Source organism: Phycisphaerales bacterium, assembly GCA_040217175.1.
Taxonomy (GTDB): Bacteria; Planctomycetota; Phycisphaerae; order Phycisphaerales; family UBA1924; genus JAHCJI01.
In genome coordinates, this window is record JAVJNT010000001.1 from 737,844 (window position 1) to 754,335 (window position 16,492).

At 67.1% G+C, this 16,492-nt stretch carries 6 protein-coding genes; all 6 read right to left on the minus strand.

Annotated features, from left to right (window positions below; all coding sequences use genetic code 11):
- Nucleotides 1-24 precede the first annotated feature (24 nt).
- Nucleotides 25-2,163, minus strand: coding sequence for a hypothetical protein (locus RIA68_03245; GenBank protein ID MEQ8316449.1), 2,139 nt, complete (start codon nt 2,161-2,163; stop codon nt 25-27).
- Nucleotides 2,163-3,773, minus strand: coding sequence for an HlyD family efflux transporter periplasmic adaptor subunit (locus tag RIA68_03250; GenBank protein MEQ8316450.1), 1,611 nt, complete (start codon nt 3,771-3,773; stop codon nt 2,163-2,165). Before RIA68_03250 ends, RIA68_03245 begins: the two co-directional genes overlap by 1 nt.
- A gap of 327 nt (nt 3,774-4,100) precedes the next feature.
- Nucleotides 4,101-4,520 (minus strand): PilZ domain-containing protein, encoded by a 420-nt coding sequence (locus RIA68_03255; protein MEQ8316451.1) that lies wholly within the window; start codon nt 4,518-4,520, stop codon nt 4,101-4,103.
- 29 nt (nt 4,521-4,549) lie between these two features.
- Entirely contained in the window at nt 4,550-14,014 is a 9,465-nt protein-coding gene (locus RIA68_03260) for an Ig-like domain-containing protein (protein MEQ8316452.1), read from the minus strand.
- A 175-nt stretch (nt 14,015-14,189) separates the two neighbouring features.
- A complete protein-coding gene (locus RIA68_03265) occupies nt 14,190-14,588 on the minus strand; it encodes a VOC family protein (protein ID MEQ8316453.1) in 399 nt (132 codons plus the stop codon).
- A gap of 11 nt (nt 14,589-14,599) precedes the next feature.
- On the minus strand, nt 14,600-16,420 hold the full coding sequence (gene lepA / locus RIA68_03270; GenBank protein MEQ8316454.1) for a translation elongation factor 4: 1,821 nt from the start codon (nt 16,418-16,420) through the stop codon (nt 14,600-14,602).
- Nucleotides 16,421-16,492 lie beyond the last annotated feature (72 nt).

Sequence of the window (16,492 nt, forward strand, 5' to 3'; positions counted from 1 at the left end):
CAGTTTCCTCGTGCGCGCTGAGCGCTATCGTTCACTGAATCCTCGATTGATCTCGTTCATGAAGGCGGCGAATCGACGGCGCGCCATGGCCGCCGTCGACATGGGCCGCACGGGCATTTGTGCGACCAGAGTGGCGTTGGCCGGCGGCGTCGAGTCTCGGTCGAGCGCGATGCGAATCTCGCGATATGGCGCCACGGCCCGCCCCGTCGTCGGATCGATGGCAATGCTGAGCGACTGTGCAGCCTTCACGACCGCCGCGTCGAGGCCGCGACTGCTCGCGTCGCTGATACCGATGACGGTACCGGTATAGCGGGCCGCAGGATCCGAAGGCGAGCGGCAGGTGAGCTCGTCACCGATCCGAAGCCGTAATCGCTCGTGGTGCTCCGGGCCCAGCAGCAGCACGGCCTGAGCGCCGCCCGAGCCAACCTGGACGAGCGGATCCCCCCGGCGGACGCGGATACCCGGCCGATCTACGAACGTTGCCAGGACTCGTACGGGCCCGGCAGCACTGATGCTCAAGGCACGCGCGTCTCGCTGGACGTCAACGAGCGTGGCGGCCACGGCCTGTTCGCTCGCGAGCCTGTCGTAGGCCTCCCCCGGCGACCGCAGGCTCGCTCGGACGGTCTCGGTTTGCTTCACGCGGGCGTCGGCCAGCACGGTCCTGGCCGTGGCGTCGATCGCGTCGTTCTCGAGCGCGAGGATCTGAGACCCGGCGGGATATACCAGCCCGACCTGGCCCGTGGTCTCTCGGACGATGCCGTCGCTGGGCGCGTGGATCGTCTCGATGTGTTCGTAGGAGCTGATGCCACGCGCCGCAATGGGCCACGAGAGTGGAACGAGCAGGACACCGCCAACCACGAGCATCGCACACGCACCGACGACGCAGGCCGCGCGGCGGCGTCGACCGGCCAGTTCCTCGGCCTCTCGTACGTAGCGTCCAAGGGACAGCAGGATCCGCCCGATCAAGAGGCTTAGAAACACGCCAGCCAGTGCGATGCCCAGCCCGCCGAACTTCATCACGAGCACCGTTGCGATGGTGGCCATGATGACCACGCGGTAGGAGAGCTGTGCGACGCCGAACGAAAGCAACCCGACGGATCCCCATGCCCAACGATCGGGCGTCGTGCTGCGAAGGCCGAAGAACGCCCGCTTTGCCACCTTTGCCAGCACTTCCTCGCACCGAGAACGGAGGTTGGGTACGCCAGCCAGATCGGAGACGAGGTAGTACGCGTCGTAGCGAAGCAAGGGATTCATATTGAACAACAGCGTGGTCACCGTCGCGAGCAGGAGCGCTTGGTAGGCGACCGTATTGAGGACCGAGGGCCCGGTCGTTGCCCAGACGAAGAGCGCGATGATGCCCACGATCGACTCGAGATACACCCCCGCCACCGTCACGACGACGCGTTGCTTGGTGCTCGTGAACGACCAGGCGTCCGTCGCATCGACGTATGCCAGCGGCGTGAAGAGCACGAGGTACGCGCCCATTTCCGGGACGTGGCCGCCAAAGGCCTTGCACGCATAGGCATGCCCGAACTCATGGATGACCTTCAGGCCGATCAGCGTGGCCCAGAGCAGCACCAGGTTGCCCCCGGTGAAGGCGGCCGCGACCGGCGCGGTCAGGTCGTTCCAGCGGGTGAAGACGACGAGCAGGCTCGCCACGGCCAGCACGAACCAGGCCGCGACCGCGGGCTTGGTGAAGAGCCAGCTTGCGAATGGAAGCGTCCGAGTGAGGAATCGGTCGGGATTCAACAACGGAACACGCAGGAAGAAGATGCCCAACGCCCGCGACAGCCTCTCGGCCTGCCGGCGACGCTGGAAGCGTTCGTAGAGCACGGCGCCATCGCTCAACGGGAGGACCAAGAGGTTGCGTTGGTGCAGGCTGACGATGAACTCGTAGAACCGCTGTTCGTCCTGACTCGTAAGGATTCCCCGCTCGCACAACGAGTCAAACGTCTGGCCGAGCGTGCGAGTCCGGTCGAGGGCCGAGAGCACCCGATAGTCTTCTGGATCGAGTCGATGGGTCTTGAAGGTGATCGGATCTCGGAGCACGTAGGCCGGGCCAGACCGGAACCGGTGCCGCGAGATGCTGAGCTCGTGGCGCACCGACACGACCGCATCACGGAGACGGGCGGCCAGATCGGGATGTGCGGTCGCAGTAGACATCACCGGATCCAGAAGTTCAGATGGGCATAATCGATGACGTGGTGCAGCCCGACCCACCAGTTCGGCCGTTCGCCTGCATCGATCATGGCGATGCCCTCCATGCCGGGTCGGAGCCACGCTTCGCCTTCGGCCAACCGGCCGCGCGCTACGAAGACCGGGCGACCGTCGCGTAACGTCGCGGCGGGCTCGACGCGTTCGAGCACCAGGAGTTCAGCGTCCTCGGGCCTTGCGTGGCTGGCGAAGCGGACGTCGACGCCCGGCGTCAGGTCGGTCACCCTCCGCTCTGGTACGTCGATTCGTAGCTCGAGCGCCCCGTGCTCAGCGATGGAAAGCAGCGGCTCGCCCAACGGCACGAGCCGCCCCCGCAGGGCTGACAGCTCGCTGCCTACCACCGTGCCCGAAACCGGAGCGGTCATGACGGCCCGCTCGATCTGTGTCAGCACGAGATCGAGCTCGGTCTGGTAGATGTCACGCTCGGCGCGGGCGATAGCCGCTGCGGAGGGATCGCCCGATGCAACGGCGTCCCGCAGCCGGAGTGACGCTTGGCGCACCTCGGTCGCCAGGTGCTCGCGTCGAACGGCGTGATCGCTTGCATCGAGCACGATGAGCACCTGCCCCCGCTCGACGACGTCGCCCGATCGTACGAGCACGTCCGCCACCGACGCATCGAGCGATGATGCCACGACGACCTCGTTAGCGGCGACCACCGTGGCGTCGGCGGCCACACGATACATGGTGGGCTTGAAGATCAGCCAGAGTGCAATAACGATGCCGGCGGCAATCACGGCCTTTCGGGTCCAAGACTCCCGCCGCGTGACCCAGGCGATGCCTTGCTCGACGCTGGCTCTCGCGTGCGACGGTAGTGAGCGAGTCGACTTCTGCACGAGCGGGATGGCGGCAGCTAGCGGCGACAGCAGCTTCTGGAGCGCCGCGAGTTCTTCGGGCCGGAACGGATCCGAAGCGTCTCGCACGAGCGAGACGACGCCGATGGCCGTCTCTCCGGCGATGAGCGGCAGGCTGACGATCGCATCGCCGCCGATGGCAGCGCGCCAGCGTGCATGCAGGAGTCCGCCCTGCGAGTCGGCGGTCGTCGCCCATTGCTCACGCTCCTGCTCCACGATCATCTCGCCCGCGTCCAGGCACTCGCACATCGACTGTTGGACGTGGTGGATGCCCGGGCTCCGCTCGTTAACGTGGTCGAGCCCTGAGACACAGACCACCCTGAGCATGTTTCCTCGCACCAGTCCGAGCGCGGCCTGGCCGCAGTCGTATCGTTGCTTGATCGCGTTGGTGAGCGCGAAACCGAACTCGTGGATCGATCGGTACTGGCCGGCCCGCGAGAGCACGCGGGCGACCTCGTCTGCCTGCACCGACTCGGCGGGCTGGCGATCGGGCACGAGCGCGCGCGAGCCGACCAGCAGCGCGGCTCGCAAGTTGAGCCGCACTCGCTCCGCGTCGCTTTCGCCTCGCCAGGGGCACAGCATCGCGACGCCACCCACAGATTCGCCTTCCTCCGACTCGATAGGGGCCGCAAGCAGCACGAAGGTAGGAGACCCCTCCTGATCGCCAAACACGCGGCCAACAGAGCGTGCGTGCGATCGGGCGTCCATGGCTGCCGATCGAATCGCTTCACGCCAGCGGTCGATGCCGTCTGGCCCCTCGGCCGAATCGTGCTCGAGTTCTTCTCTCCCGATCGAGAGCGAGATAGCGCCTGCTAGTCCGCCAAGGCCGCGATGGAGGATCGCGAGGAACTCAATCGCCCGCTCGCGAGCCCCCGCGGGCGACCGCGACAATCGTCCGACTTCGGCGAGGAGCTCCGATGCCGACGCGGGCTCAGCGGTTGGTGCGTCGGCGGGGACTTGCCGTGGCTCGGAGTGGATGGTCGCCTGATCTGTCATGGCTCTGGTCGTGCTTTGGGGCGTTCCGCGTGTGCGTGCTTACAGGAGGTCTTCCGCCTTCGATCGTGCTCCCACCGGCAACTCAACGGGCTCGAGGAAACGCAGGCCGGCCTCGAATGCGTCCGAACGAACCTGCCGGCCGCGGAGGCAGAGCGCATACACAGGGGCGATGTCAACCTCGGAGCGATCGAAGCTCAGGTGGTACACGTCGCCAACGAGAAGCGGTCGGGGCAACAGCAGCTGGGTGCCGCCCGAAGAGATGTCTCCGGTGATGCCGTGGAGCGGCTTTCCGGTGCGCTCGCTCAGGGATCCGCGATCGACGACGACCCGAGTCTGGATGATCAGGCGTGTCGATTGACGGGCGGCCCGTGCCGCCTCGCCCGTGCTTGCCGCGAGCTCGGCCACCAGTTCGGCGCCGCGCGCCGAGTCGTACCGAGATTCGTGTTCGTTCGTCAGCATGCTCGCGCTCCGGTCCTCGTCGATTCCGCCTACCGGTCCGTCCGGTCGTGCTTGTTGGGTCCGATAGATCGAACCATGGCCCACAAGACACCCACGAGCGTTGGCGCCCGTGTGGCCTGCTGCTCGATCGGACGGGCCCGCTGGATGTGGTCATCGGTCGATTCGGGCTCCGTCTCGCGATCAATGGCCTCAGGCTCGGCACGTCGATCCGACCCTTGCTCTTCTGGCAACTCGAACAAAGGAGTGCCGGGCGGTTCGACCGAGTCGACCCGCGCCGTCTCGGGCGAGAAGGGCGTGATGACACCGACGAGGCTCGCGATTGGATCGGTCGGGCCGGCCTCTGGGAAGCCTGTGGCGGCCTCGTCCGAGATCGATTGCACGTCGGCACGCAACTGATCGATCGCGGCGTCGAGATCGCCCGACCACTTTGCTGATGCATCGTCGTCGGCGTCGTATCCACTGCTCGGAGTGGCAACGGATGCCGGTTCTTCGGGCGTGTCGAATGCCTGGGGCTCGGTCGGCTCGCCTTGCGGCTCGGCCTGCGGACCGGCGATCACATCGACCCGGATGACAGAGGTTGTCGAGCTCGCATCACCCGAAGCGTCCGTTGACGTGGCGGTCACGCTCAGGTCGAAACCGCGAACGTCGCCGAGCGGCGGCTTGATGGTCAGTCCGTCGAGTTGGTCGGGCTGCACCATCCAGACGCCGCCGCCGATGGCTTCACCCGCGCTGAGCACCGCGCCTTCGGGCACGCCCGCAATCGCGATTTCCAATCGCTCCGAGCCGTCGAGGTCGGTCAGATTCGTGCGGATCTGCAGTTCGATGGGCCCGTCTTGCGATCCACGGGCATCCGTGACCGCCAACGCGGGCGCGTCGGCGACCGCCTCGACGTTGACTTCGATCGTCGTCGCCGTCGACACGCGCTCGCCCGATTCCTCGATCGAGGTAGCTTCGACCGTGAGCTGGAAGCTGCCCGCATCCTCGGGGGCCGGGGTGAGGGTGAGGCCGGGCAGGTCGGCGGGTGCGAGCCGCCAGACGCCGAATCCCCGATCCTCGCCCGCGCTGAGTGATGCACCCTCAGGCACGCCCAGAATCATGAGCTCCAGTTGCTCTGATCCATCGCCGCCTTGCAGCGACGACTCGATGTCCAGGGCAAAGGGTTGATCCTCGAAGCCCGAGGCGTCGGCGGTGGCGAGCGTCGGCGCCTTCTGGGCCGACTCGATCGAGACGTTCATCGTGACGACCGTACTCGACGCATCATCGGCATCGTCGCTCGAGTTTGCGGTGACCGTGAGCGTGAACTCGCCCGAGGCATGTTCGGGCGGGGTCATGGACAGCCCGTCGAGATCCGCAAGCGAGAGCACCCACGTGCCATCTCCCCGATCGACGCCGGCGCTCAGCGTTGCCCCGTCGGGTACGCCTTCGATCGTGATGGACAGACGCTCGGACCCGTCCGTGTCGGTGAGTGCTGCGGCGATGTCGATCGCGACCGGTTGGCCCTGCACGCCGAAGGCATCGGTGACCTCGAGGACGGGCGCGTCGGCGACTGCTTGCACCGAGATGTTGATCGCCGCGTGGGTGGTGGCGACCGACTCGCCTTCGGCCGACGAAGCAACGACGTCGAGGACGAACTGGCCCGACCAGTCCGGTGCGGGCGTCAGGGCCAGGCCTTGCAGGTCGGTTGGATTCAAGATCCATACGCCGTCGCCCTGATCTACGCCTGCGTTGAGCGACGCCCCTTCCGGAACGCCCGAGATCGTCACCGCGATCGACTCTGATCCGTCCGCGTCCTGCGCAATCGCGTCGACGCGCAACGGGATCGGTTGGTCTTCGACGCCCTGGGCATCGGCCACGAAGAGGGCGGGCGCATCTGCGCTTGCCTGGACGGCGACGTCGATTGTCGAATGGGCGGAGGATTGGTGGCCATCCTCGTCGGTCGCAACCGCCGTGATGGTCAGCGTGAAGCCGCCCGACGCACCCGCGGGCGGCGTGATGGCCAGCCCGTCCAGGTCATCCGACGATAGCAGCCACGAGCCATCGCCCTGATCTACGCCAGCGCTCAGCGAGGCGCCAGCCGGGACGCCGTCGATGGTGACCGTCAGTGCTTCCGAGCCGTCCACATCGGAGAGCGTCGCCTCGATGCCGAGGGCGATCGGTTGGTCCTCCACGCCCGACGCATGGCTCGTTGCCAGCGAGACCGTGTCAGCGACGCCTTCGACGTGCACGCTGATCGTCGACGCCGAGGTCGTGACGTCACCCGACTCGTCGGTCGCGATGGCGGTCACGGTGAGTTCGAAGTCGCTCGCATCGTCGGCGGGCGGCGTCATGGTCAGACCGTCGAGGTCCGCCGGCGAGAGCGTCCACGAGCCGCCGCCCTGATCGACCCCGGCACTCAGCGTCGCCCCATCGGGTACGCCGGCCACCACGACGGTCAGCGACTCGGAACCGTCGTCGTCGACGAGCGCGGCGTCGATATCGAGAGCGATGGGCTGGTCCTCGAAGCCCTCAGCATCGGCAACAGACAGCGTTGGGCCGTCGGCCACGCCCTGCACCGTCACCGCGATCGTCGCGGTCGAGGTCGCGCTATCTCCGGATTCGTCCGTCGTCGTCGCGGTCACGACGAGCGAGAAGTCGCTGGAATCGTGCTCGGCAGGCGTGATCGTCAGTCCATCGAGATCCGACGGCAAAAGCGACCACACGCCGCCGCCCTGATCGGTCCCGGCACTGAGCGTTGCGCCATCGGGTACCCCGGTCACGACGACGGTCAACGACTCGGAACCGTCGTTGTCGACGAGCCCGGCGTCGATGTCCAGGGCGATGGGCTGGTCCTCGAAGCCCTCGGCATCAGCAACAGACAGCGTTACCGCGTCAGCCACGCCCTGGACCGTCACGCTGATCGTCGACGCCGAGGTAGCGACGTCGCCCGAATCGTCGGTCGCGATAGCGGTCACGGTGAGCTCGAAGTCGCTCGCATCGTCGGCGGGCGGCGTCATGGTCAGACCGTCGAGGTCCGCCGGCGAGAGCGTCCACGAGCCACCGCCCTGGTCTACCCCGGCACTCAGCGTCGCCCCATCGGGTACGCCGGCCACCACGACGGTCAGCGACTCGGAGCCGTCGTCGTCGACGAGTCCGGCGTTGATGTTCAGGGCGATGGGCTGGTCCTCGAAGCCCTCAGCATCGGCAACAGACAGCGTTGGGCCGTCGGCCACCCCCTGCACCGTCACCGCGATCGTCCCGGTCGAGCTCGCGGTATCTCCGGATTCGTCCGTCGTCGTCGCGGTCACGACGAGCGAGAAGTCGCTGGCGTCGTGCTCGGCAGGCGTGATCGTCAGTCCATCAAGATCCGCCGGCGACAGCGACCACACGCCGCCGCCCTGATCGGTTCCGGCACTGAGCGTCGCGCCGGTGGGCACGCCCGAGATCGCGACGTCGAGCGCTTCCGAGCCGTCCGAGTCAACCAACGCGGCGGAGACATCGAGCGCGATCGGCTCGTCCTCGTTCCCCACGGCGTCGGCCACCGCCAGCACCGGAGCGTCGGCCACGGCCTGCACCGTGATCTCAACGACGGCCGAGCCATCGGACCATGCTTGGCCGTCCGAGGCGCTGAATCGAAGCTCGGTCTGGCCCGACCAGTGTGCGTCGGGTTGGAACTGGAGTCCGCCGGCTGCGACATCGGACGCGTCGATCACTTGTCCGGCTGCGAGCAGGTCGCCGTTCAGGCTCAGGACGCCGTGCTCGGGTAGCACGTCGATGCGGAACTGCTCGACCGCATCGCCTTGGTCGATCTCGCTGGCCGACAGCACGATCGTGGCAGCAGCATCTTCGACGCTCGAGATGGACGCGCCGTGCACGATCGGTGCATCGTTCACGGCCGACACGTGGATTGTCGCAGTACTGGTCGTGGTGGTCTCATCTCCGGAATCAGCCTCGCGCGCGGTCACGCTGACGTCGATGGCGAAGTCCTGCTCGTAGTTTGCGACGGGCGTGATGGTGAGGCTGTCGAGATCCCACCCCGTCACGTCGATGGGCACGCCCACGCTCATCTGCGAGTTCACGCCATCGCTGAAGACCGTTCCAACCGGGGCGCCCGACACCTCGACGCGGCTGATCGACTCCGAACCATCGACATCAACCAACCCGTGCGTGATCGACAGCGGGGCCGTCCCGTCCTCGCTCATGAAGACGTCCGACACGGTCAGCGTGGGCGCATCGGCGACGCCAACTACCTCGATCGTGAACGTCGCAGGCACGTCCGACCAGACTTCACCATCCGACGCGCTGAACGCGAAGGACACTTGTCCGTGGGCATCGGCTGCGGGCGTGTACACGAGCTTGCCGCTCAGCACGTCGGTGGCGGCGACCTCCTGCCCGGCAACGACCGCCGCGCCGTCGAGCGTCAACGACCCCGTAGCCGGCAGCGACTCGATGCGGAACGTCTCGACCGCGTCGCCCGTGTCGAGCTCGAGCGCATGCAGGCTCACCACCGTGGGCGCGTCCTCGCCGATCGACATCGAGCCGTTCTGGGGCAGCGGCGCATCGTTGACCTGATTGACGTGGACCGCCAGCATCGCCGCGCCGACCGTTTGGTCGCCATCTGCCTCGGTGGCCGTGGCAGAGATGGTCAGTACGAAGTCCTGGTCGTGGTCTGGGCCTGGCGTCATCTGGAGCGACGAAAGATCGAGCGCCGAGATGTCGGCGCTACCGTACCAGGCAGTCGCCGTCGTCACGCCGTCCGTGAAGACGCTGCCCGCTGGCGCACCGGTCACGATGACGCTGGTAATGGTCTCGGATCCGTCGGTATCGACAAGGGCCACCCCCACCGCCAGCGACATCGACTGGTCTTCCACGCCTGACGCCGGCGAAGTCGTCACGATCGGGGCATCGGCCTGGCCCACCACCGTCACGAACTGTGTCGCCGACGCATCGGACCATGCTTCGCCGTCGAACGCGCTGAACTGGAAGTCAGTATGACCACTCCAGTCTGCCGGTGGTGTGTATGTCAGCTTTCCGCCAGCGATGTCAGCTGCAGTTACCACGTCTCCCGCCGTAACCGCGACGCCGTCGAGCAGCAGCGTCCCCTCGCCTGGCAGCGAGTCAATACGGAAGCTATCGACAGCATCGCCCAAGTCGGGGTCGGCGCCGTTGAGCACGATGGCGGTCGCTTGATCTTCGAGGACGATCGAGGTTGCGTTCACGGCTTCGGGCGCATCGTTCTCGCCGATGATGGTCACGGTCACGGTATCAACGACCGTGTGCTCGCCATCGGTCGTCGTGATCTGGAACGAGAGTTCGGCGTCTTCGAGCAGGTTGGGAGCCTCGAAGCTGGGCGTCAGCGCGAAGGAATCGCTGAGTTCGACCATGGGACCGCCGGTCTGGACCCAGGTGTGCGTGAGCTCACTTCCTTCAGGGTCGTTCGCCGTCGCTGCAAGCGTCACCGTCGTTGACTCAGGAGCCGAGAAGTCAGGGCCGGCGTCCAGCGTGGGAGCGTCGTTGTCGGCGTTGACCAGCACCATCACGCGGTCGATGACCGTGGTCGTGCCGTCGCTGGCGGCCACTTCGAAGGTCAGGTACGTGTTCGAGACGTCCTCTAGCGCGACGAAGCTCGCGTTGGCAGTGTCGTCACCAACGAGCGCTACCGATGGCCCGCCCACCTGCGTCCACTGATACGTCAGCGAGCCACTGTCGGCATCGGTCGCTGCCGCGCCCAGTACCACCGTGTCGCCCTCGTCCACGGATTGGAACGGGCCTGCATCGACTACAGGAGGGTCGTCCACGGCCTCGACATGGATGGTAACGGAGTCGGTCGCGGAAAGCACGCCGTCCGAGACCGTCAACTCGAACGTCAGGTCCGCGCCCGCGATCAGATTTGGCGCCTCGAATGTCGGCGCCGCCGCGCTCGGGTCCGAGAGGGTGACGGATGGCCCGCCGGTCTGCACCCAGTTGTAGGTGAGGGCGTCCTGGTTGGGATCCGAGGCAACCGAGTCGAGCGTCACCAGATCGCCTTCGGTGACCGTCTGGTCGTTGCCGGCCGAGACTTCCGGCCCCTCATTGCCGGGCTGGGCCGTGAAGGTCACGAGTTCGGTCGCGACGCTCGTCCCGTCGGATACCTGGAGCTCGAACGAGACGTCGGCCGCAGCCTGCAGCCCGCTCGTCGAGAATCGCAACGCGGGGGTATCGTCCTCGAACATCTTGACCGACGGGCCGCTGACCTGCACCCAGCGATACGAAAGGTTCTGGCCTTCCGGGTCGGCCGACGTCGAGCCGATCTCGTACACACCTTGATTCAATTGCGTCGGCTGGTCATCGACGTCGAGCGTCGGACCGTCGTTGTCCGCTTCGACCTTCACATGGATCTCAACGGTCTTGGAGCCCGTATCGTCTTCGACCGTGACCTCGAAGACGTAGTACTCACCGGTAAGATGCTCGGGCACGGTAAACGTGGGGTTTGCGGCGTCATCGGCACTCAGCGTGATCGACTGCGTACCGCCGACCTGTCGCCACGAGTAGGACACCTCGCCCGTCGACTGCACGACGCCCGCGTCGAGCGTGACCAGGTCGCCCTCTGGCGCAATGAGTGGCGCAGGAGGCTCGACGACGAGTGGCGTGCCGCCACCGCCGCTGCCACCCCCGCCGCTTGACCCGCCACCGCCGCCATTAGACTCGCCGCCCCCGCCACTGCCGCTTCCTCCACCACCGCCTCCCTTGTTGTTGCCGGCCTCCGCGGGCTCGATGGTGGTGCTGAACGTCTCGGTCGTCGTGGTCTGGCCGTCGCTGACCTCGACCTGGAACGTCAAGACGGTGGCCTCCGTGACGTCGGGGGCAGTGAACGACGCCGTAGCACCGTTGGCGTTCGAGAGCGTGACCGTTGGCCCTCCGATCTGGCTCCAAGCGTGCACGATGGCCTTGCCCTCGGGATCGCTTGCCGTCGCGGTGAGCGTGCCGGTCTGCCCGGACTCGAGTTCCACATCGCCGGAAACGACAACCTCCGGCGCGTCGTTGTCACCGATGATCAGTACGTCGACCAAGCCGACCGTGGTCGACGAACCGTCCGAGACGGCGACCTCGAAGGTCACGTAGGCGTTGCTGACGCCCTCGGGCGCAACGAACGATGGCGCATCCGTGTCGGCGTTCACCAGCGAGACCGCAGGGCCGCCCGTTTGCGTCCATGCGTAGCTCAGCCCCTGGCCCTCGGGATCGACCGCAACGACGCCGAGCGAGACGACCTCGCCCTCGTCGACCGACAGATTCGGGGCCGACGTGATTCGTGGCTTATCGTCGTTGGCCTCGACGGTGATGGTGATGGAGTCGGTCGAGGTGTTCGTGCCGTCGCTGACGGTCACCTGGAACTCGAGATCGGTGTTGACGACCCCCTCGGGCGCAACGAACGTCGGAGTCGCGCCGTCGGCGTCCGTCAGCACCACGGCCGGGCCGCCGGTCTGCGTCCATGCGTACGTCAGCGTCTGGCCTTCGGGGTCCTCCGTGACGGCCGTCAGTTGGACGCTCGCGCCCTCCTGGGCCGTTCGATCAGCGCCGGCGTCCACGAGGGCCGCGTCGTCGTTGGCTTGAACGAACACCGAGACCTGAGACGTCACCGTGTGCTCTCCGTCCGAAGCGGTCACCTCGAACACCAACTCGGCATCAGCGGCGAGGTTCGGAGCCGTAAACGTCGGCGAGCCCGTGTCGTCGCCGCTGAGCTCGACCGTCGGCCCGCCCACCTGCGTCCACGATTGCACGACGGGCTTGCCTTCTGGGTCGACCACCGACGACGACAGCGTCACCGCGTCGCCCTCGGTCGCGAGCTGGTCGGGGCCGGCGTCGACCACGATCGGGTCGTTGTCGGCTGCCACGCCGATGGTCACGGTCTCGACGACCGTGGACGTGCCGTCGGAGATCTCGACCTGCAGCCGGATGGTGGTGCTGGCCGACAACTCGGGCGCCTGGAAGCTGGGCGACGAGGTATCGACGCCGTCGAGCGAGATCGCCGGCCCGGAGACCTGCGTCCACGAATAGCTCAGCGGCTCAACCGAGCCCGACACGCCCATCGCCGACACCTGCACGAGCGTCGACTCCTCGGCGATGATCGGATCGATGCGCAACGTCGGCTCGCCGGTCGTGCCACCCACCATCACGTGGTCGACGTTCTCGAAGTGGACCTCGAAGCTGCCTCCGCCGGCGAGGTCGACGACGATGACGCCGCCCTGCGCATCGATCGAGACGTCTTCCGCGTCGTATGCCGACAGGTCGATGACGTTGTACCCACCGCCGCCGTCGACCGTGAAAGCCTGGCCCGCCGTCGCCGCATCGAACGAGAATGCGTCGTCGAAGGTGCTTCCGATGACGTGTTCGACGCCCGCCGAGCTCGCATCGAACGCCACGCCGCCGCTCGCGCCGGCAAACGTCACGGTATCGCTGCCGCTCCCGCCCGAGATCGAATCCGTTCCATCGGCGATGAAGAGGTCATCGCCCGCTCCACCGACGAGCGTGTCGGCGCCGTCGCCGCCCGCCAGCGTGTCATCTCCCGCACCACCTTCGAGCGTGTCGCTGCCGGTGCCGCCGGTCAGCACGTCATCGTGGTCGCTACCGACCACGCGCTCGATTCCCGACACGCTCGCCGTGCCTTGGCCCGTGGCGACCCCAGATCCGAGGTCGACGTGCATCCCCGAGGCGGCGGCGGAGTAGTCGAGCGTATCGAAGCCCGTTCCGCCCTCGATCGCGTCGTCGCCCGGCCCGCCGATGATCAGGTCATCACCCCCGCCAGCATCCACGACGTCGTCGCCCTCGCCGCCATCGATCGTGTCGGCGCCCTCGCCGCCTCGCAGGGTGTCTCGGCCGACGCCACCATCCAGCACGTCGTCGCCGGCGCCGCCGTCGAGCACGTCGTCGCCGGTACCGCCGGTGAGCGTGTCATCCCCGCCGGCGCCATCCAGCAGGTCGTCGCCACCACCGCCGTCGATGACGTTTGCGCCGTCGTCGCCCGTCAGCGCGTCGCCGTAGGCAGAACCGATGACGTTCTCGACGCCGATGACCGCGTCGCTGCCCTCGCCGCTGGCAGACTCCGAGCCCAGATCGACCGTGACGCCCGCGTCGGCGTCCTCGTACGTCACCGTGTCGACGCCCTCGCCGCCGACGATCAGGTCGTCGCCGCCCCCGCCGCTCAGCAGGTCGTCGCCCGAGCCGCCGGCGACGACGTCGGCGCCCGAACCGCCGTGTACCTGGTCGTCGCCAGCGCCGCCGTCCAGATAGTCGTCTCCGCCGAGGCCGAGCAAGATGTCGTCGCCATCGCCCGCTTCGGCGATGTTGGCCAGCTCGTCGCCCGTGTAGAGGTCTGCATTAGCGCTCGGCCCGGCGATGCCCTCGCCCGTCTCGGCGTCGACCCAGGTGCCCGAGAGCAGGATCCGATCTTCGAGTGACTCCGGCTTGAGTGCGGCCCGACGCTTGGGGCGTGGGCCTGCCGAGCCCGATTCTTCAGTTGGATCCCGGCCTTTCCGCGTCATGGCACCTCCCGATGCCCGAGCATCGACAGGACCGGCGCTCATCTTGGGCGTGGTTGCCGCAGACTCGGTCGTTCCGGGCCAGACGCCCAAGGCTGCAGAGCTGCTGACCCCGATTTGGCGGAGATTGCGGACCTTTTATCGGTCAGTGGGCCACGAGTGGCCGCGCTCGATCGCCTCAGGCCGGCCAGATGTCGGCATCCATGAGCTCGACCGAGTTGCCGGCGGGATCGCGCACGTAGATGGATCGGCCGGGTCGGAAGTGACCGCCCGACCAGGTGACCTCCTGCTCGATCTCGACGCCGAGCTCGGCCAATCGCGCCGGCCACGCGTCGAGGTCATCGACCAGGAACGCCACGTGCCCCGGCCCGGTCGCCCCGTGGCTGGGCACCGGCCGCCCGGGCCGACCCGACCACGCCGGATCGAACAACAACAGCACCGACCGCTCGTCGACCCGCAGCGCCACCATGTGCTCGTCGGGCGTGCCGACGGGGCGAAGACCGAGCAACGACTGGTAGAACGCGGCGCAGCGGAGAGGGTGTGGGGTGTAGAGGATGGTTTCGAGGAGGGAGGGCATGGGGCGCGTTGCTAATCCTCACTCGTATCCAACACCGCCATGAACGCCGTCTGCGGGATGCTCACGCTGCCCACGCTCTTCATCCGCTCCTTGCCCTTCTTCTGGGCCTCGAGAAGCTTGCGCTTTCGGCTGACGTCGCCGCCGTAGCACTTGGCGGTCACGTCCTTGCGGAAGCCCTTGATGGTCTCGCGCGCGATGATCTTGCCGCCGATGGCCGCCTGGAGCGGGATCTCGAACTGGTGGCGTGGGATCTGCTTGCGGAGCTTCACGAGCAATTGCCTCCCCCGCTGCTCGCTGCGTTCCTTGTGGGCGATGAGTGCGAGCGCCTCGACCGGGTCGCCGTTGATGAGGATGTCGACCTTGACGAGGCTGTCTTCCTGGTAGCGGTCGATCTCGTAGTCCATCGTCGCGTAGCCGCTGGTCATGCTCTTGAGCTTGTCGTAGAAGTCGTAGATGATCTCGGCCAGCGGCACCTCGAAGGTCAGCAGCTCGCGCGTATCGCTGATGAACTGCTGGTTCTTGTAGATACCCCGGCGGCCTAGGCACAGCGTCATGATGTCGCCGATGTATTCCTTCGGCGTCATGATCTCGACCTTGCAGATCGGCTCGCGGATCGCCAGGATCATCGACGGATCGGGCAGGTCGGCGGGGTTGTGCACCTCCACCGTGTCGCGCTCGCCGCCCTTCGTGCGGATGTCGACGAGGTAGCTCACGGTGGGCGCCGTCTGCACGACCTCGACGCCGCCCTCGCGCTCGAGCCGCTCCTGGATGATGTCCATGTGCAAGAGGCCGAGGAATCCGCAGCGGTAGCCAAAGCCGAGCGCCTCGCTGTGCACGGGCTGGAAGGTGAAGGCGGCGTCGTTGAGGCTGAGCTTCTCGATGGCCTCGCGCAGGCTCTCGAAGTCGTTGCCCTTCTTCTCGCTCGTGGCGGGGTAGAAGTCGCAGAACACCATCTGCCGCGGCGGCTCGTAGCCCTCGAGCGGCTCGTCGGCGGGGTCGATGTCGAGCGTGATGGTGTCGCCCACGCGCACGTCGCCCAGCGTCTTAATGGCGGCGATGAGGTAGCCCGTCTCGCCCGCGTGCAGCTCCTTGGTCTTGGTTGGCTTGGGCGTGTACTTGCCCAGCTCGGTCACCACGAACGTGCGCCCGAGGCCCATCATGCGGATCTTGTCGCCCGTCTTGAGCTTGCCGTCGAAGAGCCGGATGTACACGATGACGCCGCGGTAGTCGTCGTACACCGCGTCGAAGATCAGGGCCCGCGTCTGCTTGACCTTGCTGGGCCTGGGCTCGGGCAGCCGCTCGCAGATGGCGTCGAGCAACTCGGGGATGCCGATGCCGCTCTTGGCCGAGACGCGCAGGCAGTCCTCGGCCGGGAAGCCCAGGGCCTGCTCGACCTCCATCGCGATCTCGTCGGGCCGGGCGCCCGGCAGGTCGATCTTGTTGAGCACCGGCACGATCTCGAGGTCTTGGGCCACCGCGAGATAGGCGTTGACGATGGTCTGGGCCTCGACGCCCTGGCTGGCGTCGACCACCAGGATGGCGCCCTCGCACGCCTTGAGCGCCCGGCTGACCTCGTAGCCGAAGTCGACGTGGCCCGGCGTGTCGATGAAGTTGAGCATGTAGGGCTTGCCGTCGTGCTGGTGCATGACGGTGACGGCCGACGCCTTGATGGTGATGCCGCGCTCGCGCTCCAGCTCCATGTCGTCCAGGGTCTGCTCGCGCCGCTCGCGATCGCTCACCGCGTTGGTGGCCTGCAGCAGCCGATCGGCCAGCGTGCTCTTGCCGTGGTCGATGTGGGCGATGATGGAGAAGTTGCGGATCTGGGCGTCCATGCGGTCGGGGTGCTCCGGCTGGGCGGGATGCTGCTGATGCGGATTCGGGTACGGTGGCCGATCGGGAGCCGC

Bases quoted from the DNA above. Each gene is read 5' to 3' on its own strand.
- RIA68_03245 (MEQ8316449.1), bottom strand. From the start codon at position 2,163: ATGTCTACTGCGACCGCACATCCCGATCTGGCCGCCCGTCTCCGTGAT.
- RIA68_03250 (MEQ8316450.1), bottom strand. From the start codon at position 3,773: ATGGACGCCCGATCGCACGCACGCTCTGTTGGCCGCGTGTTTGGCGAT.
- RIA68_03255 (MEQ8316451.1), bottom strand. From the start codon at position 4,520: ATGCTGACGAACGAACACGAATCTCGGTACGACTCGGCGCGCGGCGCC.
- RIA68_03260 (MEQ8316452.1), bottom strand. From the start codon at position 14,014: ATGACGCGGAAAGGCCGGGATCCAACTGAAGAATCGGGCTCGGCAGGC.
- RIA68_03265 (MEQ8316453.1), bottom strand. From the start codon at position 14,588: ATGCCCTCCCTCCTCGAAACCATCCTCTACACCCCACACCCTCTCCGC.
- lepA (MEQ8316454.1), bottom strand. From the start codon at position 16,420: ATGGACGCCCAGATCCGCAACTTCTCCATCATCGCCCACATCGACCAC.